This is a genomic window from Halorubrum sodomense, from assembly GCF_900111935.1.
Taxonomy (GTDB): domain Archaea; phylum Halobacteriota; class Halobacteria; order Halobacteriales; family Haloferacaceae; genus Halorubrum; species Halorubrum sodomense.
In genome coordinates this window covers 193,587-215,337 of record NZ_FOYN01000001.1, presented here as the reverse complement: position 1 = coordinate 215,337, position 21,751 = coordinate 193,587, and the positions used below count along the sequence as shown (strand labels likewise).

Here is a 21,751-nt window from a genome sequence, read left to right as displayed (position 1 = left end):
CGGCGCATGGAATACCCCCCGTCAGCGGGGTCTGCTCCGCGACGCGACGATCGACGAGGCGGTGCGCCACGGGTCGGTCTCACAGCCGAAGAACGCGACCGGGCTCACCGACGAAGACGCGCTCGTCGTCGGCGAGTGTATGTATCGGGAGTCGCCGCTCGAACACAGCGCGTTGGCCTCGCTGGAGACGCACGTCGAGGAACTCCGGTGGGAGCCGTCGGGCGGTGGCACGCGGACCGTCCAATGCGCGCTGTTCTCTCGGAGGGGACTCACGGACAGCATCCGCGAGGCTGCCGCCGAGCGCGATGATTTCGGTCTCTACACGATCGGCGACGTCATCGCCGCGCTCGGAGAGCGAACGACTGAAGCGCGGCAAAAAGCAGGATGGCGAAGGATTACCGATCTCGCCGCTCAGCGAGCGTGTCCTCCAACTCCGTCGCTGCGCGCTCGAAGTGCTCGCTGAGCAACGGCGTTCCGGATGTCGTCCGGTCCTCGAGAAACGCGACGGCGTCGGCGGCCTCCTCAGCGTCGGGATCGCCGGCCGCCACGCAGTCGACGTACCCGTCAAGTGCTCGCGTGAACCGCTGCGAGAAGTGGTCGTACGCCCCGTCGACGCGCTCCATATTCTCGTCGAGCGATTCGACGAGGGCGCGATACACCGCTGCCGCCGACGCGTATCGCCCCTGATCGCGATACTCGCCCGCGAGATCGAACCACTCCGAGAAGTCGATCGGCTCGAAGACGACGAAGTAGTCGGGGTTCGTCTCCTCGAACTCTCGGTCGATCGCAGCGCGCAGATCCTCGACCGATCGCGTCGGTGACTCACCGAAGCGGGCGAAGAAGCGTTCGCGGACGGCAGCGTCGGTCGCCAGTGTGTCCCGGAGGAACCCCCGCAGGTCGTCGGCGTCGGCAGCCTCGAGTGCGGCGTCGAGCCGATCGCCCTCGTCCGGAGGGCAGTCGTCCGCGCATCGAAGCAACACGGCGACGACGTGCTTACACGCCTCCGGTCCGGTATACGGGCAGTCGCACCACGGGTCGAAGCCGTTGACCGCGAGGTCGACACGCACGTCGTACTGACGGCTGCCGCTCACGACGGCGGTTACAGTAGTGTCAATGCGATGGATATCGAGGATACGGTCCTCAGCGAGGTACCTCTCCCCGCGTTCGAAAACCGCGTCAGTACAGATCTCCCGAACTGCCCCCTCCGTCAGGTCCATGGGTGTGAGCAGTGTTCCGCCGCGATCCTGAAAAGTCGACACATGAGCCGCACTTTCGTTCAAAATCGTAACGCTCTCCCTCTGAAAGAAGCCACTACCCCGTCGCAGTCATTCGATTAGAACGAGACTGGCGCGACGGGCGCTGGTTCGACCGTCGAACGACGAGACCTTTCAGGCGTGAGACGGTCGAGATTGGCGTCCTGAAAAAAAAGAGATTTCTGACATCACTCTCCCGTCTCATCATAGCAACAGCTACACCGGTGTAGTATCGAGATTGGAGCGAATGACCGACTCGTTGTGGTACCCGTCCGTCGAGGATGTCGTCGCCATCCACGACGACATCGTCGCGGAGTATCCCGACACTCCCCCCGGTGTTCGGAACCCCGGTGACGTCGAGTTCGCGTTGAACTACGTCGAGGAGGGCAGTTTCGGTTCCGCACCGGACACCATCCACGAGAAGGCGTATCACCTCCTCCGGCTCCTCGTCGCCAATCACCCCTCGGTCGATGCGAACAAACGAACCGCGCTCAACGCGACGGTCGTCTTCTACTTCCTCAACGGGTGTCGGTTCGAGTACGACGACGAAGTGCGGGCGATTCTGAAGGCGTTCGGAACCGACGAAGCGGCGATGGATGAGGAGGGAACCACCGAGTATCTCCGATCCCGCACCGGAGAGCTGGATCTGGCCGGTGAGATCGACGAACGGCGAGACGAACTCGTCAACTACGGGCTAGATCGGTTGACCGGCGATTCTTCGGACCCGACGATTAACGGCGCTCGAAGCGTCCGTTCAGGTATGACCACCGAGGGAGGGGCGGAAACAGCGTCTCCGCTCGACGAGGTGATGGAGGATATCCGGCGGGAACTGGTTCGACGGGTCGCAGCCGGCGACCGGGATTCGAACCGGGACATCTACGACGCTCTCGAAGACGAGTAGCCGACGCTGTTACGAGTTCACAGTTCTACGCTGTTGTGATTTCAGCAATACCTTGAAAACTGGTGACGAGGGGTCTTGGTGCGCCGAGGCTCAAACGATGCGGGAGGCGCCAGTCAGAGGAGCCGCTCCCGGACCCTAGTCGTTTCGTGCTTGCCGCTTGATGAACATATCAAACAGGGGTGTGTGTTTGACGATGCTGTTGCGGAGACGTCGGAGAGAGTCCGATTCGAGGAACGTGATCGCGGCCTCAACGCGTGCCATACGCTGAACGCGTGTTACAGCCGCCCGCCGCCGAGATTCGAAGTTAGCGAAGGCGTCGGACGGCCGATCGGAGCGAGACGTAGCGAGTTCCTGGGCGAGAACACGCGCGTCTTGGAGTGCGAGCGACGCACCCATCCCCGAAATCGGATGGACTGCGTGCGCGGCGTCACCGATCAAGGCAATGCGGTCGGTGTGCCAGTGCTCACACGTCACGTCGCGGATGCGGTCGAAAAACGGCTCGTCGTCGGTGCCGTCGAGAAGCGCTGGCAACTGCCAGCCGATGGCCTCGGCCTGTCTCCGTAGCGCCGCACGGCCGGGGGGTTCTGGTGGACTGTCGAGGCGGGCGGCGAGGTTGAACCCGACGCGGTCGCCGACCCGAGCGACAAACCCCTCACTCCCCGGCCCCCAGACACTGACCATATCCTGCCCCACGTCCGCGTCCTGTTCGGCCCACAGCGACCACACGTACGTATCGGACTCGCGTTTCCTCCAGTCGTCAAAGCACTGACTGCGCACAGCCGAATGAACCCCATCAGCACCGATGATGAAGTCGAATTCGTCAGTCGTCCCGTCGTCGAAGGTGACGGTCACACCGTCGGCGTGCTCGGTGATATCCTCGGGCGCTGTCCCCATGCGAATCCAGTCCGACGGAACGTTCTCCCGGAGCACGGCATGGAGGTCAGCGCGATGGATGACCAGGAGCAGTATCTGCGCAGGGGGAAGCGACGCGCGTGCGAGGAGTTCGCCACCCCCCGCACGAACCGCAAATCCACGGGGATCGGCGGCTCGGCCACGGGCGGCATCGAGGAGCCCGAGTTCGTCGAGGACCGTGAGGCCGTCCTCCCACAGCCCGATTCCGTATCCCGCGTCTCGCCACTCGGGTACTCGCTCGATAATCGTTGGTTCGACGCCTTGGCGCTGGAGGTATCCCGCCAGGCTCAGCCCGGCGAGGCCACCGCCGACAATCAGGACGTCAGTGTTCGGGTGGTGTGTCATCAACCCAATTAGACCGCATTGTGGTTTTCAGTCATACCCTGCGGTAAAGCGATGACTCGTTCGCGGCTCCGATTACCGGACGGATCTCGGTGGAGATAGTTATTCATTACGTGCGAGTGATTGTATTCCGAAGTGAGCGGTGGTTAGCGCCACTACCGAGAGGTAAACGACGAGCAGAGTAAGTTGGCGAAGTGAGACAGAGGGGAGAGATATACTACTCTGGATCGACGTGTTCCGTGAAATCATGGGTCAATACGCACACGTGACCGTAACCGATCTATCGCGTGTCTTCACCGCTTAGCGTGCTGCGTTTCCAGAGGGCCATAGAACCATTCTGCTCCGTTCTATCTGTCGGGGAGAACGATACGGGCGCGACGAGAGTTGAGTCCCGTGATTATCCCGCTGTAATCGGCTTGAATTTGCGTGACGCTCAGTGTTGTATAATCCGCCATCGGTGGTCTGCCTTCTCGCGCTCCGAAGCGCGGTCGTAGTGCTTGTCGAGAACGTCCTCGCTCGCGTTGGGCTGGTCCGAAACGACGCCCCGAGGGACGCCGTCGTTCCGATACTTCGTCACCCGCGCCTTACGGGCGTCGTGGGGCGACCGACCCGGACCCGGCCGGTGTTCGGGTTCTCGGCGGCGTACTCGCGGACGCGACGGTAATCGAGGACCTTCTCCCACGGGTCCGGATACACGCGATTGCTGTAAGTCCGGGAGAGAGATGTAGCCGTGGGTTCCATGACTACTGTAATTACGTCAACGGATTTGATTCCACCTGTCCAATTTTCTCCGCTGATATTCATGCCATTAAGTACATAAGGCAGTCCCGCTTCCTTACAAGTAACCAGCAACCGATCTGAACGAGGGCAGAGTTGTCTCGTGCGCCGATAACGGCGCCCGGGTCTCCGAGATCTCGTTCGTCGGTGGCCGCTGGGTTCAAACTATGAAACCAAGCAACCAATCCAACGCGGACGACAGGGCAGTAAGTCCCGTCATCGGCGTCATCCTCATGGTCGCGATTACCGTCATCCTGGCGGCCGTTATCGGGACGTTCGTTCTCGGACTCGGCGATCAGTTAGGAGACACCGCGCCGCAGGCGACGTTTACGATCGACTCAAACACCTCGGATAGCATCAGTCTAACCAAAACCGGCGGTCAGTCGCTGGAATCGGCCGATCTTGTGCTTGCCGTTGATGGAGAGAGAGTCAACAGTTCCATTCCCAGCGATACGTGGGAGACAGGTGAGCGGAAAGAGATTGTTAGCGAAAGTGGAAACTGGTCCAGCGGCGAAGCTCAGGTTCGAATAATCCACGATCCGAGCGGAAACGCGGTCTTCGAGCAGACGTGGGACTTCAGCTAATCGCGTAATTCGTCCATTATCTCCAGCGACTTTCTATTCTTGTCCTGTACCGCAGCCCAAGTACATCGGTGTTGAACCGCTGTATCACCGCCGGATCTAATTCCTCGCGGGCCTCGCGGATATTCTCTTCCGACTGAATCAGGTGCGCGAGCGCAGCATCGATAACGACGCTCATCGGCGGATCATCGTCGAGGGCGCTTGCCACGATTTCGCTCGCCTTTTCGAGGTGCCGTTCGAGCTCGTCGGTGATCTTGAGACTGGTTCGTCGGCTCATGTATATCACATCGTGTGTACCGGGGTCGCAATCCCGTCGTTCTGGAGTAACTGAACCGGCACGTGTTGAAGTGATACCCACGGATCGACCACAATCGCCGTGGCCGCCACCCACAACACAAGCGATTTTTATCTACCTCGCGCACCGATCAGGCCGAGCGAAGTACGTAGATCGCGGATCGTGAATACATCTACGTCGGATCCCACGGGGTCGCGTCGAGAACCCCCTTTCCACGAGGTTTCACGCTCGCCCCACGAGTTCCAACAGCGTCGGCACTTCGCCGTCCTCGGGGAAGCGCACCAGGCGCGCGCTCGCCGACGCGCTGCGTGTTCGCGTCGGCTTCCTTGATCGAGCCGTCGTCGGCGACTAGTCCGTCGAGTTCGAGGTGCTGCTTGTCGATCGTCACGGTTCCGCTGCCGTCCCGGTCGACGAGACTTTTGAATCCCATCGACCCTCGCGGGGGCCTCGTCCGGCTCGACCCGGAGGCCCATCATCCGGAGATCACCCCGGAGTTGGTGGGGTCGATCGTGCGACACGAGGGGGTCGCGATCGGCGCCGTATTCAACCCGATTTTAGGACCGGGTTCAGGGGAAACGGATTCGGTCAATTCCGATGCGTAGCGAGTCGCGACGGTGAAGTACCTCGGGGACAAGCCCCGAGGCTTCACCGTTTTGTCCATACCGTCCAGAAACGGACGGATAGACGCAGGCGAATTTAATTCCCCTCGACCTTCCCGAAATGGGTCGGCTGTGCTCTGTTGAATCCGCAGAAGGCGGCGGAATAGCGTCGCTCTGAAGGTGGAAGCGAAGCGGAAGAGCCGAATGTGTCCAAACCACTCTTCCGCTTCGTTAAGCAAGCCGTGTCGCTGGCTCAAAAGCGCTGTGCCGCCAGTCCAACGGCGGTGAGTGATCCGACTGGCAACGGATTTCCCGGGTGGGAGCATGTGACGCTCCACTTTTTGTGGGTTCACATGGATGCGACGTACCGCGAGATCGTGGATTGGGCGAGTGAAATGGATCGTGTTCGTGGTCTGTTACAGCTCGCTCGAACGGCATTTCCTGCACCCTCAACGCTGTACCGGTCATTTGAGAGGGTGCCCATGTCCGTGTGGCGAGGCTTCCTTCGTGAGTCCGCGAACATCTGCGATCCGGGTTCGCACGGTGCCATCGATGCCACCTTCTTCGACCGCGAAACGGCATCGAGACACTACCAACACCGCTCGGATCGTCACATACGCACGCTCAAAACGACGGCACTCGTCGATGCGGACTCGTGTGCCGTTCTCGATCTTCACTGCTCGGCACACTGGCCGCACGACACACAAACTGGCCGTCGAGTCGCCCTTCGTAACACCGAGGAAATCGAGAGTCTCGCCGGCGACAAAGGCTATGACGACCAATCTCTCCGGGACGCCCTCCGATCGGAGGGCGTCCGGCCCCTGCTGCGTCATCGGTTGTTCGCTGCGTACGATCACGCGCACAACGCACGGTTGGACAGCGAGTTATACGGCCAGCGCTGGATGGCCGAGACCGCCTTCTCGGCCATCAAGCGTCGGTTCGGCCCCGCTGTCCACCCTCGCGCGTGGTACCGCGAGTTCCGCGAACTCGTGTTGACCGCCACAGTCTACAACCTCGAACAGGCTCTCAAACAGTGATCTCCACGCCGTCTTCGGATTCAACAGAGCAGTTAAGAGTAAGCTCTGCGCGTAACGAGGCCGCAGGACCTCTCGTTGGCCGTTGTCCCGCTGTAATCTGGAATATTGTAACTGGAGGGTGTGGTGTTCTGGATATTCTTCCCTATACCAAGTGTGTCGCTGGAGTGGTGATTCTTGTTATGATTCCCGGAGCGTTTGGGATCGGCTTGATGGCCTTACGCGGTCAGTAAAATAAGTACATCAGGCTCTATTGGACTCCTCATCTGGTGATATGTTCTCGGAGCCGTGCTGACTCCAGGGCGGGGATCTTGTACGGGGCTCGGATTAGTTATGAAGACCGAAATCAACCAAGCAATGCTGAGTTCAGCAGTGACTGTACGTATCACCACGTAGTTTTACAGTCGATGAGGGCATCGAGGTGATCAGCAAAAATGACAAATCTCCTTGCTGATTCTGGCGCTATCGGATTTGTTCTCCTGTCGGCCTTCTTCTTACTGATGGCAGTAATAGCCACCATCCGAACGGAAAAGAAGTATCAGCATTTTCCCACCCAGTTCGAGAAACTCACCAATAGTCCGTGGCAGAGTGACCCACCTGAGCAGCGGTTCCCGAAGGGAACCCTCGGGTTCGGCCTTCTCATGGCTGTCATTATGGCTATCTACCCATTCCTCGCCCGCATCCTCACTGACGCCCTTGACATCGACCCGCCGTATCTGCTGCGAATCGCCCCACAGGAAGGTGTCGTCCTACAGATCGTCATCGGCGTCATATTCTGGGCGCCAGCAATCACGCTGGTCACTGCGGGCATTATCAGGTCGGCCTATTACACGCGGGAGTTTCGCCACTTGCTAGAGGGCATCGAGCTCGAATCGACGAAGGATGGGCTCCGGACTTTGATGGAGCTCAACCATGAGTGGTTCTTCCGATCCTTCCAGGAAGCACTCTTCCTGTGGGGGACTACAGCGGGAATCGGTATCTGGTTAGTTCTCTACGCCCGGGACGAACTCACGGTTCGACTTGTCGCGTCGGTGCTGGCCGTACTTGCGCTCGGGACAGGCTTTCTCCTGCCGCTGGTAAAGCTCGCTCGCTGGATTGCTGGCCAGAGTGCCGGCTTCGAAGCAACATTACAAGAAAAGAAGATGGACACGATGTTGGCGTATCTCGGTGAGGCGGATGCCGGCTCAGAGTCGGGGATTCCAGCACAGGAAGCCGAAGCCCTGATTCAGTCGTTACCACCTTCAAGTCCAATTACAATCCTCTGGGAGCAAGTGATCCGGTCGCTGGTCGCGCTTGCCGGTCCTTTCATGAGTTCATTCTCGAAAGCCACCGCCTTTCTCGGTATCGAGATATTTTGAAATCGTAGCTATGTGTCTGGAGGCTCCGCAAATCTATCCAATTTACGTAGGTTGCTGGACTTAACCTCTGTATTCAGCAGACAGTTCCTCTCAGCATCAGAAGATCTCAACGGAGCCGGTGATCTAAAATAGAACCTGGGGGAGGGGGGTGCGTCCAACAAGACGGGAAGGGTGGAAGCCACCTACGCAACGAGTTCGTTACACCGGTAGAAGCAGCGATCAGTTGGAGCCGAGAGCGGAAAGACGCGGTTCGAACTCCTCCTGGAATGCGTCCATCGCATCCACCCCCCATTCGACCAAGTGATTTCGCTGGTCTGCGGTGAGATCGGTGATGGTCCTATCAATATCTTCAGGCTGCTTGATCCGGGATGCTTGTTTCTCAGGTAGACGTTCCCACTCCAACTCGACGCCTAAATTGCTCTCAATATCCGTTCGGTCGCGTTTCAGCGCCTCGAATATCTCCTCGTTGCGCTCCTTATCCGACGTGGAGATGTAGAGCTCGACGGAGAACTCCGGCCCCTGGTGGAACACCCAGCCGAATCGGACACCTGAGATACCGGCACTGAACGTCAGATAGTTCCGAGGCCCAGGTTTGAGTTTGTACCAGGCCGGACGTCGCTGCGAGTACGCCTCAACCATCTCGGCGAAGAACTGACGGTAGCTGTGCTCGGAGTCGGAAAGAGACTCGGTACTCACCTCACGTTCCCATTCGTTCGGCTCAACGACGACTTCGAACTCAAACCCACGCTCCTCGGATCCCTCGATACTCACGACGCGGGGTCTGATCGCGAAGAATTTCGCACCCTTCGGCCCGGTTTCATTCAACCATTCGAGGACGCTCCGGTGCTCCGGCCGGAACTCCTCGGCGAGCCACATCGTGAACCCGGCGTTCTTTCCCGACGAGTACGTCAGAAGCTTCCCCAAGTGGTCGTGGTCCGTCCGGTTGTATTGATTCTCGATGACGACGGTCTCGCCCGTGTTCATCTCTCGTGCGACGATGTCGGCCGAGAAGTCGCCGACGGCTTCCTCGGCTCGTGCGTCCTCGATCTCTATCCCCAACTCGGACGCGAGCAGGTCGATATTCTCTGTCAACCATTGCGTGAAGTCCCGCTCTTCGTTCTCCCACACCGAGCGGAGGTCGTGCTCGTGGATTCGCGAGACGTTTTGCCCCATAGACGTGCGTCTCCGGGAGTTTTGATAAAACGTTGTGGGCCGACTATTCTCGAAGCGTCATTCGCTGTGGTCCGTTGCCGGACGCACCCCCCTCCCAGGGTTGCGCGGTCCTGAGCCGATGAATACGAGTGTCGTATCGGGTACAGAGCGGTTCTGGGATCGTGGCTGGTTATGGGGACACTGGAGCAACAGTTGAGCGTCTCAGCAGTTTGCTGGACGCACCCCCCTCTGTCCCCGTCTGCCAGCCAAAGTACAGTAGAACGGCAAGAGAACCACAGACGGTATTCAGGACGCTATCCCGTCTGCTAGACAGGAAGACATGTAGGACACGGGGGTTTTATGTATGACACCTGAAAACGGGAGCGTATGAAGGCGTTCGGCGACGAGGACACGATCTTCGAGGACATGGACGTCCTCAACCCCAACGAGCAGACGTATCAGCCCGAGTCGCTGCCGGAGCGCGAGGTGGAACTCGATCAGATACACTCCGCCCTCCGTCCAGCGACGATGGGCTCAACGCCGCTCAACCTGATCGTGTACGGGCAGTCCGGGCAGGGGAAGACCGTCGGAATCCGCCTCAAGACCGACCAGCTCCAGGAGTACGCTGACGACTCCGAGATGGACCTCACCGTCGTTCACATCCGTTGTAAGGGCATGGATGGCTCCTACCACGTCCTCACACATCTCGTCAAGCGACTCCGTGAGAAGCGATTCGGGCCCGGTGAGGAGCTGCCAAGCGGTCACCAGCGGAAGACTCTGCTCAATATGGTGATCGAGAACCTAGAGAAGGTCGGCGGGACGGTCATCGTTGTCCTCGACGAGATCGATGCCATCGGCGACGACGACTACATCCTCTACGAACTCCCGCGGTCGAATCCGGACGGCGTCCGTCTCTCGCTCATCGGGATTACGAACGACCTCCAGTTCCGCGAGAACCTCGACGCCGACGTCCGGTCGAGTCTCGGCGAAGACGAGGTTCGCTTCGAGCCCTACGACGCTGATCAGCTCCGCAACATCCTCGCACGGCGTGCCGTCGGTGCCCTCCGGGACACGTATTTCGAGGACGACGTCGAGGACTACCAGCATCTCCGAAGCGAGATCCTGAGCGACGACACGATCCCGCTTGCCGCGGCGCTAGGCGCACAGGATACGGGAGACGCTCGGGAGGCGATCCGGCTGCTGTTCCGTGCGACTCGGTTTGCCGACGATAGGGGCGAGACGACCGTCACAGAAGAGCACGTGCGCGAGGCACGGGACTTCCTGGAGACGAAAGCCATTGAGTCGGGGATTCAGACGCTCCCGAACCAGCGAATGCTCGCGCTCATGGCAGTCACGTATCACGGAATACAGGGCGACACACCTGTGACGACGACGCCGATCTACACTCAGTACAAGACCTTCTGTGAGTACGCCGATGTGAACGTCCTCTCGAACCGGCGGTTCCGTGACCGGCTCAACGATCTCGCTGATACGAACGTGCTCAACAAACGGCAGGGACGGGGTCGTGGCGACGAGAATCAGTATTCGCTGGCGGTCGATCTTAATACGGCGCTCGAGAACCTCCCGAAGGAATCGGAGCGTCTAGGGGATGTCGCAACGGTTCTTCGAGAGCAGGGTGGTGTTGCGGGTAACTAGTCCTCAGACACCACCTCAACAAGACAGATCTAGTGACTAGACAGACTGTTACTCTAACGAGACAGTTTTTTGCTAATACCGAGGAGATTTGTACTGAATGGTGGAGCCGATTTTAAAATGGGCGGGTGGGAAGCGCCAGCTTCTCTCAGAGATTACGGCACTGTTTCCGATCTCATATGAGGCGTATCACGAACCGTTCGTAGGGGGCGGCGCAGTCTTTTTTCAGCAGGATCCTGACGACGGGACGATAAACGATCTAAATACGCGGTTAACAACGTTTTATGAGATCGTCCGAGACCAACCGGACGCCCTCATTTCCGAGAACAAGACACACGAGCATACTGAAGAATACTACTACGACGCTCGGTCGGAGTTCAATGAGTTCCTCACACAGTCGGCTCTGACACAAGACGAGCGGGTCCGAGAGGCAAGCTTACTATTATATCTAAATCGGACGTGTTTCAACGGATTGTATCGGGAGAACAGTGACGGCGAATTTAACGTCTCTTTCGGGCGGTATTCAGATCCAGATTGGGTACAAGAACAGCGGATCCGAAAGGCATCGCGTGTCCTCCAGGACACGGCCGTGTTCAATACGGATTTCAGCTACGTCGTTGATGAGGCTTCTAGGGGCGATCTTGTGTATTTCGATCCGCCGTACGAACCGGTGTCGAAAACTGCGGATTTCAATTCGTACCAAGCAGAGGGATTCGACCGAGAGGATCAACGCCGACTTCGCGATGTCGTGATCGAACTCACGGAAATGGACGTTTCCGTGATCCTCTCTAACTCGCCGCCAATCACGGAGTTATACGAAGACTACGACGTGTTCTCGATCAGATACGTGGATGCTACTCGTGTTATAAATAGCGATGCCAGTAGTCGCGGGGAGGTCTCAGAAGTTCTCATTACAAACGTTCCAGCAGAGGCGCAACGACGAAAGACTCTCTCCGACTTTACAGAGTGAGCCGTCGGAAATCACTCAACGTGGCGTTGAGTCCAGCACGTATTGTTGCTCAGATCCCCGGCCACTCGTCGTGATTTCAGGGAGGCAAACGAGCCACTCGCCAACGGTTCGGGCGCGTCGACGAGTGGTTGAATCCGAGAGATCCGTTTCGGCAGCGAGGATATTCGTAATATCACGTCGGGAGAGAGTACCGTCTTCTTCTAGTTGAGCGTATACACGGGAGATGATCTCGACGTCATGGATCTGCTGTGTGAGGAGGTTATCCGCGGATTCTCGATCGCCACGATCGAGGTACGTGAGGTATTCCTCACCGAGTCGGGTGAGTCCCCAACGACGGATCGTGTGGTTGTCGATTTCGACCTCCTGTTCTTTGTGGAGAAACTGGAGGAGCCACGCGGCGATACCGTAATAATCCGCTTGCCGCGGATTAAACGTGTCTGTATCCCTCTGTCTTCGAACGTATTCTGCGATCTCGGGCTTAATATCCGAACCCGATCCAACCGCCTGGATAACAGTACGTATCACGCTGAAATTGTCTGCCTGTGGCACCTCTAGTGACGGAATAGTATCGGTGCGCTCCGGTTTCTCGAACGCACTCCAGAACGTGGGATCGAGTTCGTATGATTCGTCGTCTGTAACGACGCCGATACTGCTCTCGATCATGATGTCCGTGAGCCGGTCACCGTCGATCAGTCGGATGAAATCTTGGTCTGCGCTTGTCTCGGCTCCAGAAGTGAACGAGGACGTTGTGATCACCGTTCCGATATGATACTGCTGCTCTGAGAGTGCACCTTTAAATCCACGGAGGGTGCGGGCGCCGACGGTGTTTCCAGTAGCATACTGTTTTGCTTGTACGCCGAGCCGGGCATGGAATAGTTCTCGGTCGATGACCGCGTGAATATCGATGCCACCATCGCCACGGAACGGTGTTAGCTCGAGTTCACGAGTTGGCTCTGCCCGCTCGATCACCATTTTACAGAGCTGCTCGAACTGCTCGTGGTCGATCTGTAACCCTTTATCGAGCAGTTCCTCTTTCGCCGTCGATGCTTTCATTCAAGATCGAAGTTTTCACCGCTGAACAAAAATCCTCCTGCCAGAGCAACCAGTACGTTACAGCAGCTGGATCAGTCTTGCGTTGTAAAATCCAGTTCAGAATACTCGTACGTGTAATACTTGATCCCGCTCTCCTCACAGTGCTTCGAAAGCTCTCCCGGCGATACGTCCTTCTCCTCGAAATCACCCAAGAACGCGACTGCCACGTTGTCATCGCCACGCTCCTCAGAGCCTTCCACCACGACGGCCGTGTCCGGATCGCTGTGGCTGGTCTTGACCACCTGATCTCCTGGGACATACGGGTTGTCTGCGAATGCGAGGTTCTCGTGTTTGTACGTCCAGAGCTTGACGTCCTGGTCGTCACAGTACGACGCGAGGATCGCGGGGTGGTAGTCCCGCCACGCACCTGGTCCCTCGTCGAGCGAACTCGGGAACGCGACCCGCACCGCTTCCCCGTCCATTTCGTGTCCGAACGCGCCGGTGTTCTGCTCCGGCGGCAGTACCTCGATGACGATCCCCACTGACGCCTCCGAGTCGCCAGCCTTCACCACCCGATCCCCTGGTGAGAACGGATTCTCCGGCTTCTGATTCATGTGGGCGGTGTTAGGACCGAGGTCGATCAGTTCGTTCATCGGGCGGGCCGCGAGGTGGTCGAGTTTTTCTGGGGACTCGCCCGAGAACGCCTTTTCCGTTTCGACCTTCGATTTCAGCGTCTCGAGTCGCTCCCACCCGAGTAGCATTAGACTGTCCTCGTTGTCCCGATGCCAGACCATTACCACGATGTCGTCGTCGGGATCTCGTTCAACGAGCGACTCGGGAAGGAAGGCCGAGACGTCCCGCGATGACTTCACGTCGACCGTGTAGCCAAAAACCTCGAAGTCATGCCCAGAGAAGCTCTCGGAGTTACACCGCCGGATTGCTTCCTCGTTTTCCCACTCCCACATCTCGACGGGGAGGTACTCGCGACAGAACTGCTCGAACGCGAGCTCGCCGAGGTTCCCGATCCGCTTCACGTCCAGGTCGTCGGCTCCCTGAATGACCGCTTGGTGGTGGGCTCGCTCGTGATCGATTTCGTCCGGGGTGAACCGATACATTAGTTGAGTATCAGACACCGGACAGATATATTTTCAGTATTAAATATCAAATCAAAGAAAGAGAGGGCGAAGGAGCGTCGTGATTCCGGCCCCCGACGAGAGCGGCTGATTAATCGTGAAACCTCGAGCTAGACTAGCCTCGCACGACGAAACCACCAACCACCCAAGGACATTACCCCGACTCCGTCACGTGTATTTCACGAACCGCACGAAGGCGACGACCCCCGTCACGCTGCGTGACGAACTCAAACCCGTCACTGGGGGTTTGCCTTATATACACCCGGCCGCCGTCCTGTCAATTTGCCCCGTCAGAAACTATGACGGGCGCGACGGGACTTGAGTCCCGTAGTTATCCCGCAGCAATCGGCTTGAATTTGTGTGGTACTCATTGTTGTATAATCCGCCAGCGGCGGTCTGCCTTCTCGCGCTCCGAAGCGCGGTCGTAGTGCTTGTCGAGAACGTCCTCGCTCGCGTTGAGCTGGTCCGAAACGACGCCCCGAGGGACGCCGTCGTTACGGTACTTCGTCACCCGCGCCTTGCGGGCGTCGTGGGGCGACCGGGCGGACGGACACCCGCTCACGTGCCGGAACGTCGCGAACTTACACGACTCGGGATCCTCGTCGTGCGGGCACTCCTTCCCGATGAAACACGGGCGGGTCCAGCGATAGAACGCCTTCCGGATGGTCCCGGCCGCAATCCGACCCGCGTCGGTAGAGACGAGCGGGTTTCGGCCGTGATCGTCGACGGAATCCGTCCGCGGGCCGTCAATGTAGTCCTGTAGGATCTGGGCAACTCGACGGCTAATGCGGTTGACCCGCTCGCTTGCGGCGTCGTTCTTGAGCGGGGTTCCGGTCTCCGGGCGGTGGGCGAACTCGATTGAGGGTTTGTTGCCCTCCAAGTCGAGATCCTGGAGGTCGAGCGACCGAACCGCACCGAGGCGCGCGCCGGTGTGCCAGATCAGCGCCCAGACGACGTGGTCGCGGCTCGCGTACTCGTACTGCGAGAGGTACTCGACGATGTCTGCTGCTCGCTCCGGTCGAAGGTAGGAGTCGCTCACCTCGTCCTCGCGACTGAGCTTCACGAGTGGCACCTTCTCGTACAGGTCCGACGGTACCGCCTCGATCTCTCCGCAGAACTTGAGGAACGACCGCAACGTCGAGAGGTTCGAGTGAAGCGTCTTCTTCGCGAGCTCATCGACCTTGCTGTTGCTGTACCCTCCTTCCCGGCGCCAGATCCGGTATTCGTACAGGTCTCGACCCGAGAGTTCGTTCAGATTGTCGACCGAACCCTCCTCGCGACACCACTCGACGAACGGCCGAAGCTCGCTCTGGTGGGTTGTCCGGGTCCACTCGGCGCGATCCTCTTTCATCCGGTCGAGGTGCATCTCAACCGCGCGCTCTGGTGGGATCGGTTCCAACTCGTCACTCATCGGGCTCCTTCGGTTTGTCGGTCTCGCCGTCCTCGTCGGCCTCATCCTCGTACATCGCGAGCTGCTCGGCGACTCGGCGGGCGTGTCCGCTTTCGTCGCTCACGCGGACCCCTCCTTACCGTCGAGATCGCGATCGTAGGGACCGACTGGCGTTACCAGCCGAACCCGATCGCGGGTCAACTCGGCGCCAGTCTTGCGGTCGCGAAGCGTCCGGAACACACCGTCGGACTCGTCGCTCGCGGCGCACTTCTGACACCAGAAATGGTGATTCGTTGGTTCCCACGACCGGTGGCCGCGGGGACACACGAACCGCCACCTATCCTGCCGGTCTTCAATCCGCACGACTTCTTTCGGAGGCATCGATTCCGACCGACGGGACGGGGTTAAAAAGAAAAGATCCTGACGCGGGCAGTGAAACTGAAAGTAGTCGCGTGGGGTGCTTGTGTTGCGGTACCGCGGTCGATCGGGGATTTCAAACCCCGGCGCGTAGTGATCTGGCATGGCTTTCGTACCTCAGATACGGAAGCCCACGCGGACCCGCTGTCTCCAGCAGCGGGGTCCGCTTTTGCGAACGATAGGACCCATCGGGAGCGACGGGTCCGCGAGAGCGCTTCCGTTAGACGCTCCGAAGAACACTGTCGACTTAACTTTAACCCATCAAATCGTGTAGTATCCAATACGAAAAGCTATTTGAGCCGAAGCGGATCGATATCTGTTATATGAATCCGTATGAGGCGGAGGTATGCGCCCCCGGGTCGAGTGGATGAATCAGACGGACGATCGGATCCTCGAGCTCCTCGCTGAGTCCGACCTCATCTTGACGCCTGCCGTGATCGGGAAAAATCTCGAATACACCCGAAACTGGGTCTCTCGACGAATCGGTAAGCTCGAAGACGCTTCCCTCGTCGAGCCGGTCGACTCAGGGTACTATCGGATCACGGATCGCGGTCGCGAGTATCTCTCGGGGGAGATTGACGCTGACGAGCTCGAATAACTACGCAGGACAGAACTTGCGGGCCGCGTCCGCTGAGATTGTCACTTGTCCGTCGCCGACGGTCACTGGGCCGCCAGTGACATCCGCTAGGAATTCTTGGAGTCCTTTTAGATACGCTGACGGTCGATCTTCCTGAATGACCATCGTTCGTTTACCTGCCAACTCCGTTGCTCGGTGATCGAGATAGATCCGCGCAAAAGACGCCTGCGTTGACTCCGGTACGTCCCATGCGACCGACGGGAAGACATCGAGATCCACTTTTTCGCCCGCGGGGGCACCCATTGTAACGAGACACCGACCGAGGACCGATCCATCAGACTCGGGTAATACCTCCGTTGCGCGTCCATCCTCATTGGCCCGGCGGACGACAGTCTTGACGCCGACTCGGTCGAAGACTTCTCGGATTTCATCCGTTTCGAGCCGCCGACCGACAGTCACCGATGGAACATAGGTCCGAGACTTGATGCTGCCACCGGCGAGGACGTGCGCGAGGAGGTCGACGAGCGCGGCCGCAGTCTTGCCTTCGGGGTCGGGATCGAGCCATCCGTGATCGATCGCAGTTTGGATTCCCCGGACGGAGTCAGGCATACCATCGCTAATCCATCCACGCACACGGCCTGGGGGGAGATCGAGAGCCTTCCCAACGCGCGTGCGGCCGTGGTTCGGGTGTTCGGCCACGTATTCCTGGACACGTCGGTAGTCGAGGACTTTCTCCCACGGGTCTGGATACCCCCGATCACTGTATGTCCGAGCGAGGGCTTGGGCCGTGGGTCTCATATCTTGAGTAATGGACACTTACGGCTTGAACGTGCCGGACTAATTTTCACGAGTGAGAGGTAGGCCACCAAGTATTTATATAGGATTTGCTTATTTTGAAGTAGCCAGCGACCCGATAGATGTGGACCGTAGTTATTCCAGGACCGCACGCTTCGGACCCTGCTGGGTTCAAACATGAAACTAGGTAAACTCTTCAACGAAGACGACCGTGGTGTGAGTCCCGTAATCGGGGTCATATTGATGGTCGCAATCACCGTCATTCTGGCCGCCGTCATCGGGACGTTCGTGCTCGGGCTCGGCGATCAGATTGGTGGGTCGGCCACAGCCGGCGTCACCGTCGACGGTGATACCGTAACTTTAGTTAATACGGGCACAGCCGACTACGTATACGTCACTGATTCCGCCGGCACAGTTGGTACTAATATGACCAACGTCGGAGATAGTATTAACCTCACAAGTGGCGGCGGTAGCGCACCGTATCAAATAATCGCAGTAGGTGAGAACGGAGAAGAATCTCTTCTCCGTACGGTAGAATCAGTCTAACCAAACTGATCTGTAATCCGGCGGATTTCTTTTTTTAATATAGAATATTATCACCGCCAGCGGTTTTCAACGCTCGTTCGATACCGCAACCCAATCACTTCGGTGTTGAACTGCTGAATTGTCGCTGGATTCATCTCGTCGCGGGCCTCCTGGATGTTCTGCTCTGACTGAATCAGGTGTGCGAGCGCAGCGTCAAACACCACGCTCATGGGCGGGTCATCGTTGGGACCACTCGCGACGATCTCGCTCGCTCTTTCGAGCTGGCGCTCGCGTTCTTCGGTGATCTTGAGGCTGGTTCGACGGCTCATTTATACCACGCTGTATGTACGGGGGTCAGGATCCCGTCGCTCTGGAGTAACAGAACCGGTCCGTGTTGAAGTAGCACCACCAAGTCGAGCATGTTCCCGACGACCACCACCTGTAACCCAACCGATTTCTATGTACTTCACGCGCCGATCGCCCCGAGCGAGGTACATAGATCGCGGATCGTGAATACATCTGCGTCGAATCCCACGGGGTCGCGTCGAGAACCCCCTTCCGGCGGATTTCATGCGCGCCCCACGAGCTCTAACAGACTCGGCACTTCGCCGTCCTCCGGGAAGCGCACCAAGTACGCGCGCTCGCCGACGCGCTGCGTGTGCGCGTCGGCCTCCTTGATCGAGCCGTCTTCGGCGACTAACCCGTCGAGTTCGAGGTGCTGTTTGTCGATCGTTACGGTTCCGCTGCCGTCGCGGTCGACGAGACTTTTGAATCCCATCGCCCCTCGCGGGCACGGTGGTTCACTTAAATGTACCTCAAAATGACACGGAACGGGCATAGACCGTACTGAATGCGGGAGTATATGGGGGTCACCGTGGCCCGGCCGCTCGCATGGCGAAAATGGAATTTGACGCCGTCGACGCCGCCCTCATCGTGGCTGGCCTCGCCTCGGCGTTCATGGTCGTTGATATCGCTACGTTCCAACTCTTCGACGTCGAGTTCGGAGCGACACAATTCAGCCTCGCCGGGTTCGACTTCTCGACCGCGTGGCTCCTCGGCTACGCATCGATCATCGGAGTTGTCGTCACGAACGATAACACCGAGTTCTCGACCCTCTCCGACGATATTCGCGGGCTCCAGGGTTGGTACCTCGGGGCCGCTGTCGCCGCGCTCGCGCTCCCAATCGGGTTCATCGTGCTCCCCGATACCGTGGGGAGCTTCTTCACCAGTTCCGACCTGTGGGGGCTCCTGTACGTCGTCGGTGTGACCGCCGGACAGTTCACCGTGGGGTGGTTGCTGTGAGCTCCATCTGGGACGGCGAGGACACGATCGCGGGAGTGATCTGGATCCTCACCTCGATCGGTTCCATCAACTGGGGCCTGCTGGAGTTCTTCGACTACAACGCGGTCGCCGAGCTCGGCACCGCGGTCGGGTCGCCGACCGTCGCGACTGGTGTCTACGCCGCGGTCGCCGTCGCCGGCGTCGTCACGCTCGCCGATCACGCTGGATTCTACGACATCCCCGACGTCGTCGACCAGCTCCGCGGTGACGGGGGAGACTAATGAACCGCAACACAAGCGCGGCCCTCGTCGTCGCGATCGTCGCGATCGCCGCGATCGGTCTCGCGTTCGGCGCCGGCGGGGTCGCCGGGCAGACCAATTCGACCGAGCTCGCCAACGACACGGTCGCCGTCGAGAACACGACTGAATCGGTGTACGTCGACGTGACCGGCGTCGACGACATGAACGGCAGCGGACCGGTCGACGTGAACGTGACGTTCACCGGGCTCAACGAGAGCGACGGGAGTAGCACCGTACTCAACGAGACGACGATCTCGGTCGCCGAGAACACGACCGAGTCCGCGAACGTGACTCTCAACGAGTCCGACCGCGCGGCCTACGACTCGGTCCGGGTCGTCGCCTCGACCGGCGCGAACACGTCCCTGATCGACTCGGTCAACTGGGGGACCATCGGGTCCGCCGGCGGTGCCGGAGTTGGCCTCGGTGGCGACACCGGCGCGATCGGCATCGTGGCGGCGGTGTTGGTCGTCGTGTGGCTCATCGGGCGGGAGGACTAACTCATGACCGCAACACAACCGGATTCGCTCCGACTCACTCGTCGGGGACTGATGCGGACGACGGCAGTCGGTATCGGCGCCGCCGCCGGCGTCGGCGCGCTCGGCTCCACAGCTGGAAGCGTGTCGGCGTTCGACGTTGATTGGTCCGACCTCGGTACAATCGCTGCGAGTACCGTCATCGGTGGACCTATCGGCCTCGGCTGGGCGCTGCGAGATACTGGCGTCTTAGGGAGTGACGCACCGGCAGAGGGACTTACCGCCTCTGCTCTCAAACAAGACGTTTACCAGACCGCTAGAACACGCAAATCCACGAACGCGAGCACCATCGTGGATAATAAAAACATCATTGACGGGGTGAAAAATAACGCTTACACCGAAGCGAAGATCGCAGCGATCGAGGAATTGAATGCCGGCTCTAGTGAGTCGGAGGTTCTTGATTCCGCGACTGCGGCCGTGGACAGCTACGAGACGACCATCGTCTCTAACCTCTTCAAGTCGTGGAACGAAAGCATTAGCGAGGTCAAAAACACCCTCAACACGGTTGATGGTCACCCTGACGTTACTTACCCCGACGTAGTTCACGGGCAGCCCGACGGGAATGGAGAGTTCACTTTCCGGTCGGGAACGGTAAGTTCCACGTCCCGAACCCTGCCGGACGGGTCAACAATGGACGTCAAGGAGATCGAACTGTTCTACAAACGCGAGACGGATTTCTCTAATACTGTCGTTCTTTCGCTTTTCAACCCCTCTACAACGGGGAATGATATGTTCCCCGATTACAACACGGACCTGCTTCTAATCTGGGACGTCGACGGGGTCGATGGTCCCCAGATTCCGATGCTCAGGTGCGGCAGTAGCGAGGAATCGTGGAAAACAGTCTACGACGAGATGACCACAGAGTTTCAAAACGCTCGCGATGGAATCTCAACGTGGGTCTCGTCCGTCTACGGAGACGTTCAATCAGGGGAGATTGAAATCTCCGAGCTGATTACTCCGCGCGAGCGAGCGGCAATGCTTTCGTCGGAAGAGTCGAAGGCAAACGCGATCGCTGACCTCGCCGCACTCAACATCCCGATCGACCCCGAACGCGAGGTCACGGTCACGATCGCCGAAACCGGCGCGACGCTCTCGGGGACAATCGGTCTCACCGACGAGTCGGACGGACCGATCGAATCAGGCGAGACCTACGATCCGAGCACCTTCGCCGGAGACGTGTATCTCACGGCCGACGTGAGCCAAATCTCGGGTACATGGGACGCCTACGAGACCGGCGTCGACGGCGGAACCATCACCCTCACCGCGCAGCCCTACGAGGGGACGGTCCTGAACGTGACGACGACGGCCGGCGAGACCGTCTCGGTCCCTGCGACCGACTGGACCGACAACGGGGACGGCACCTACTCCTACGACGCGAGCGGAGACTTAGAGACGAATATCACCGAGGTCGAGTCTGTCGGCTACGAGTCCGCAGACGATGAAACCCAGTACGAGACGCTAAACCTCTCACGGTCGTTTACTGTCGATTCGATCGTGAATCAGGAGACCGGCGAGAACACGTCAAGCGCGTCGTTCGAGTCGACCGAACCACAGAGCGACTCGAACTACATAACGCAAGAAGAGTGGAACCAACTCGAACAGCAAAATCAAGAACTCATCGAAAAGTTCGAGGAGTCCCAGAGCACCGGCGGCGCCGGCGCCGGCTTCTTCAGCGGGAGTTCGCCCGACGTCGGACTTATCACGGCCGGAATCGGATCGCTCGGCGTCCTGTACGCGCTCTTCGGACAGGGGGAGAACTGATGATCAACCCCTTCGCGCCGTACCTGTCGATCCTGTCGTTTGTCGTCGAGCCGTTACTCAAATTCGGCACGGCGGCCGTGTTCATCGGGATCGTCATGGTGGCCCTCGGTTACGACCCGATCGGACTCGCGTGGGGGTTCGTCGAGAGCACGATCCGGTCGGCCATTCCGGGGGTCTAACC

Annotated in this window: 24 protein-coding genes and 1 pseudogene; 13 read left to right on the top strand and 12 right to left on the bottom strand. The window is 59.0% G+C overall.

What is annotated here, in order from left to right; translation table 11 throughout:
* Nucleotides 1-395 precede the first annotated feature (395 nt).
* Nucleotides 396-1,217 carry an SWIM zinc finger family protein gene (locus BM286_RS01085; RefSeq protein WP_092919591.1) on the bottom strand — a complete coding sequence of 274 codons (822 nt, stop codon included), beginning with the start codon at nt 1,215-1,217 and terminating at the stop codon, nt 396-398.
* Between the two features lie 283 nt (nt 1,218-1,500).
* Between BM286_RS01085 and BM286_RS15960 the strand changes: the two are divergent.
* Nucleotides 1,501-1,866: pseudogene (locus tag BM286_RS15960) on the top strand (type II toxin-antitoxin system death-on-curing family toxin); the annotation flags it as partial.
* A gap of 423 nt (nt 1,867-2,289) precedes the next feature.
* On the opposite strand, the gene BM286_RS01075 reads toward BM286_RS15960, so the two are convergent.
* Nucleotides 2,290-3,411 (bottom strand): FAD-dependent oxidoreductase, encoded by a 1,122-nt coding sequence (locus BM286_RS01075; protein ID WP_092919589.1) that lies wholly within the window; start codon nt 3,409-3,411, stop codon nt 2,290-2,292.
* A gap of 941 nt (nt 3,412-4,352) precedes the next feature.
* On the opposite strand from BM286_RS01075, the gene BM286_RS01070 reads away from it, so the two are divergent.
* Complete coding sequence (locus BM286_RS01070) at nt 4,353-4,769, top strand: type IV pilin (protein WP_092919586.1); 417 nt, start codon at nt 4,353-4,355, stop codon at nt 4,767-4,769.
* Between the two features lie 16 nt (nt 4,770-4,785).
* Here the strand turns inward: BM286_RS01070 and BM286_RS01065 are convergent, their stop codons facing one another.
* Nucleotides 4,786-5,043 (bottom strand): DUF7386 family protein, encoded by a 258-nt coding sequence (locus BM286_RS01065; RefSeq protein WP_092919584.1) that lies wholly within the window; start codon nt 5,041-5,043, stop codon nt 4,786-4,788.
* A gap of 190 nt (nt 5,044-5,233) precedes the next feature.
* Nucleotides 5,234-5,491 (bottom strand): hypothetical protein, encoded by a 258-nt coding sequence (locus tag BM286_RS01060; RefSeq protein WP_245779314.1) that lies wholly within the window; start codon nt 5,489-5,491, stop codon nt 5,234-5,236.
* Nucleotides 5,492-5,866: 375 nt separating this feature from the next.
* Here BM286_RS01060 and BM286_RS01055 point away from each other — a divergent pair, with 375 nt between their 5' ends.
* Together BM286_RS01055 and BM286_RS01050 are read left to right on the top strand one after the other, a co-directional pair.
* The gene (locus BM286_RS01055) at nt 5,867-6,697 is read left to right on the top strand and encodes an IS5 family transposase (protein WP_092919582.1); all 831 of its coding nucleotides are present in this window, start codon (nt 5,867-5,869) and stop codon (nt 6,695-6,697) included.
* A 497-nt stretch (nt 6,698-7,194) separates the two neighbouring features.
* Nucleotides 7,195-8,052: a hypothetical protein gene (locus BM286_RS01050; protein WP_092919580.1), complete on the top strand. Its 858-nt coding sequence runs from the start codon at nt 7,195-7,197 to the stop codon at nt 8,050-8,052.
* Between the two features lie 219 nt (nt 8,053-8,271).
* On the opposite strand, the gene BM286_RS01045 is transcribed toward BM286_RS01050, so the two are convergent.
* Nucleotides 8,272-9,225 (bottom strand): DUF4268 domain-containing protein, encoded by a 954-nt coding sequence (locus BM286_RS01045; RefSeq protein ID WP_092919578.1) that lies wholly within the window; start codon nt 9,223-9,225, stop codon nt 8,272-8,274.
* A 366-nt stretch (nt 9,226-9,591) separates the two neighbouring features.
* On the opposite strand from BM286_RS01045, the gene BM286_RS01040 reads away from it, so the two are divergent.
* Nucleotides 9,592-10,860 carry a Cdc6/Cdc18 family protein gene (locus BM286_RS01040; RefSeq protein WP_092919576.1) on the top strand — a complete coding sequence of 423 codons (1,269 nt, stop codon included), beginning with the start codon at nt 9,592-9,594 and terminating at the stop codon, nt 10,858-10,860.
* Nucleotides 10,861-10,957: 97 nt separating this feature from the next.
* Complete coding sequence (locus tag BM286_RS01035) at nt 10,958-11,827, top strand: DNA adenine methylase (protein ID WP_092919572.1); 870 nt, start codon at nt 10,958-10,960, stop codon at nt 11,825-11,827.
* A 15-nt stretch (nt 11,828-11,842) separates the two neighbouring features.
* Here the strand turns inward: BM286_RS01035 and BM286_RS01030 are convergent, their stop codons facing one another.
* From BM286_RS01030 to BM286_RS15955, 4 genes are all read right to left on the bottom strand, one after another.
* Entirely contained in the window at nt 11,843-12,880 is a 1,038-nt protein-coding gene (locus BM286_RS01030) for a restriction endonuclease (protein WP_092919570.1), read from the bottom strand.
* A gap of 71 nt (nt 12,881-12,951) precedes the next feature.
* The gene (locus BM286_RS01025; protein ID WP_092919568.1) at nt 12,952-13,974 is read right to left on the bottom strand and encodes a hypothetical protein; all 1,023 of its coding nucleotides are present in this window, start codon (nt 13,972-13,974) and stop codon (nt 12,952-12,954) included.
* Nucleotides 13,975-14,359: 385 nt separating this feature from the next.
* On the bottom strand, nt 14,360-15,403 hold the full coding sequence (locus tag BM286_RS01020; protein ID WP_092919566.1) for a tyrosine-type recombinase/integrase: 1,044 nt from the start codon (nt 15,401-15,403) through the stop codon (nt 14,360-14,362).
* Nucleotides 15,404-15,502: 99 nt separating this feature from the next.
* Nucleotides 15,503-15,763: a hypothetical protein gene (locus BM286_RS15955; RefSeq protein WP_092919564.1), complete on the bottom strand. Its 261-nt coding sequence runs from the start codon at nt 15,761-15,763 to the stop codon at nt 15,503-15,505.
* Nucleotides 15,764-16,145: 382 nt separating this feature from the next.
* On the opposite strand from BM286_RS15955, the gene BM286_RS01010 reads away from it, so the two are divergent.
* Nucleotides 16,146-16,397: a helix-turn-helix domain-containing protein gene (locus BM286_RS01010; protein WP_092919562.1), complete on the top strand. Its 252-nt coding sequence runs from the start codon at nt 16,146-16,148 to the stop codon at nt 16,395-16,397.
* Here BM286_RS01010 and BM286_RS01005 read toward each other — a convergent pair whose 3' ends face one another.
* The gene (locus BM286_RS01005) at nt 16,398-17,174 is read right to left on the bottom strand and encodes a hypothetical protein (protein ID WP_092919560.1); all 777 of its coding nucleotides are present in this window, start codon (nt 17,172-17,174) and stop codon (nt 16,398-16,400) included.
* Between the two features lie 240 nt (nt 17,175-17,414).
* Between BM286_RS01005 and BM286_RS15880 the strand changes: the two genes are divergently transcribed.
* Complete coding sequence (locus tag BM286_RS15880) at nt 17,415-17,717, top strand: type IV pilin (RefSeq protein ID WP_394327268.1); 303 nt, start codon at nt 17,415-17,417, stop codon at nt 17,715-17,717.
* A 50-nt stretch (nt 17,718-17,767) separates the two neighbouring features.
* Here BM286_RS15880 and BM286_RS00995 read toward each other — a convergent pair whose 3' ends face one another.
* Nucleotides 17,768-18,025 (bottom strand): DUF7386 family protein, encoded by a 258-nt coding sequence (locus BM286_RS00995; protein WP_092919556.1) that lies wholly within the window; start codon nt 18,023-18,025, stop codon nt 17,768-17,770.
* A 239-nt stretch (nt 18,026-18,264) separates the two neighbouring features.
* Nucleotides 18,265-18,474 carry a hypothetical protein gene (locus BM286_RS00990; RefSeq protein ID WP_092562559.1) on the bottom strand — a complete coding sequence of 70 codons (210 nt, stop codon included), beginning with the start codon at nt 18,472-18,474 and terminating at the stop codon, nt 18,265-18,267.
* A 113-nt stretch (nt 18,475-18,587) separates the two neighbouring features.
* Between BM286_RS00990 and BM286_RS00985 the strand changes: the two genes are divergently transcribed.
* Genes BM286_RS00985 through BM286_RS00965 form a run of 5 tightly spaced genes read left to right on the top strand, consistent with a single transcriptional unit; the run spans nt 18,588 to nt 21,749 of the window.
* Nucleotides 18,588-18,998 carry a hypothetical protein gene (locus BM286_RS00985; RefSeq protein WP_167603285.1) on the top strand — a complete coding sequence of 137 codons (411 nt, stop codon included), beginning with the start codon at nt 18,588-18,590 and terminating at the stop codon, nt 18,996-18,998.
* On the top strand, nt 18,995-19,258 hold the full coding sequence (locus tag BM286_RS00980) for a DUF378 domain-containing protein (protein ID WP_092919554.1): 264 nt from the start codon (nt 18,995-18,997) through the stop codon (nt 19,256-19,258). Before BM286_RS00985 ends, BM286_RS00980 begins: the two co-directional genes overlap by 4 nt.
* On the top strand, nt 19,258-19,773 hold the full coding sequence (locus tag BM286_RS00975; RefSeq protein WP_092919552.1) for a hypothetical protein: 516 nt from the start codon (nt 19,258-19,260) through the stop codon (nt 19,771-19,773). The genes BM286_RS00980 and BM286_RS00975 overlap by 1 nt, the downstream gene beginning before the upstream one ends.
* A 51-nt stretch (nt 19,774-19,824) precedes the next feature.
* Entirely contained in the window at nt 19,825-21,570 is a 1,746-nt protein-coding gene (locus tag BM286_RS00970; RefSeq protein ID WP_174548974.1) for a hypothetical protein, read from the top strand.
* Nucleotides 21,570-21,749 (top strand): hypothetical protein, encoded by a 180-nt coding sequence (locus tag BM286_RS00965; RefSeq protein WP_092919550.1) that lies wholly within the window; start codon nt 21,570-21,572, stop codon nt 21,747-21,749. The genes BM286_RS00970 and BM286_RS00965 overlap by 1 nt, the downstream gene beginning before the upstream one ends.
* Nucleotides 21,750-21,751: the final 2 nt, after the last annotated feature.

Coding starts and splice junctions, on each gene's coding strand:
- BM286_RS00985 (WP_167603285.1), top strand. CDS start 18,588: ATGGCGAAAATGGAATTTGACGCCGTCGACGCCGCCCTCATCGTGGCT.
- BM286_RS01040 (WP_092919576.1), top strand. CDS start 9,592: ATGAAGGCGTTCGGCGACGAGGACACGATCTTCGAGGACATGGACGTC.
- BM286_RS00995 (WP_092919556.1), bottom strand. CDS start 18,025: ATGAGCCGTCGAACCAGCCTCAAGATCACCGAAGAACGCGAGCGCCAG.
- BM286_RS01075 (WP_092919589.1), bottom strand. CDS start 3,411: ATGACACACCACCCGAACACTGACGTCCTGATTGTCGGCGGTGGCCTC.
- BM286_RS00970 (WP_174548974.1), top strand. CDS start 19,825: ATGCGGACGACGGCAGTCGGTATCGGCGCCGCCGCCGGCGTCGGCGCG.
- BM286_RS15955 (WP_092919564.1), bottom strand. CDS start 15,763: ATGCCTCCGAAAGAAGTCGTGCGGATTGAAGACCGGCAGGATAGGTGG.
- BM286_RS01025 (WP_092919568.1), bottom strand. CDS start 13,974: ATGTATCGGTTCACCCCGGACGAAATCGATCACGAGCGAGCCCACCAC.
- BM286_RS00975 (WP_092919552.1), top strand. CDS start 19,258: ATGAACCGCAACACAAGCGCGGCCCTCGTCGTCGCGATCGTCGCGATC.
- BM286_RS01070 (WP_092919586.1), top strand. CDS start 4,353: ATGAAACCAAGCAACCAATCCAACGCGGACGACAGGGCAGTAAGTCCC.
- BM286_RS01085 (WP_092919591.1), bottom strand. CDS start 1,217: ATGGACCTGACGGAGGGGGCAGTTCGGGAGATCTGTACTGACGCGGTT.
- BM286_RS01065 (WP_092919584.1), bottom strand. CDS start 5,043: ATGAGCCGACGAACCAGTCTCAAGATCACCGACGAGCTCGAACGGCAC.
- BM286_RS01020 (WP_092919566.1), bottom strand. CDS start 15,403: ATGAGTGACGAGTTGGAACCGATCCCACCAGAGCGCGCGGTTGAGATG.
- BM286_RS01010 (WP_092919562.1), top strand. CDS start 16,146: ATGCGCCCCCGGGTCGAGTGGATGAATCAGACGGACGATCGGATCCTC.
- BM286_RS00965 (WP_092919550.1), top strand. CDS start 21,570: ATGATCAACCCCTTCGCGCCGTACCTGTCGATCCTGTCGTTTGTCGTC.
- BM286_RS00990 (WP_092562559.1), bottom strand. CDS start 18,474: ATGGGATTCAAAAGTCTCGTCGACCGCGACGGCAGCGGAACCGTAACG.
- BM286_RS01005 (WP_092919560.1), bottom strand. CDS start 17,174: ATGAGACCCACGGCCCAAGCCCTCGCTCGGACATACAGTGATCGGGGG.
- BM286_RS01030 (WP_092919570.1), bottom strand. CDS start 12,880: ATGAAAGCATCGACGGCGAAAGAGGAACTGCTCGATAAAGGGTTACAG.
- BM286_RS01035 (WP_092919572.1), top strand. CDS start 10,958: ATGGTGGAGCCGATTTTAAAATGGGCGGGTGGGAAGCGCCAGCTTCTC.
- BM286_RS01045 (WP_092919578.1), bottom strand. CDS start 9,225: ATGGGGCAAAACGTCTCGCGAATCCACGAGCACGACCTCCGCTCGGTG.
- BM286_RS01050 (WP_092919580.1), top strand. CDS start 7,195: ATGGCAGTAATAGCCACCATCCGAACGGAAAAGAAGTATCAGCATTTT.
- BM286_RS01060 (WP_245779314.1), bottom strand. CDS start 5,491: ATGGGATTCAAAAGTCTCGTCGACCGGGACGGCAGCGGAACCGTGACG.
- BM286_RS15880 (WP_394327268.1), top strand. CDS start 17,415: ATGGTCGCAATCACCGTCATTCTGGCCGCCGTCATCGGGACGTTCGTG.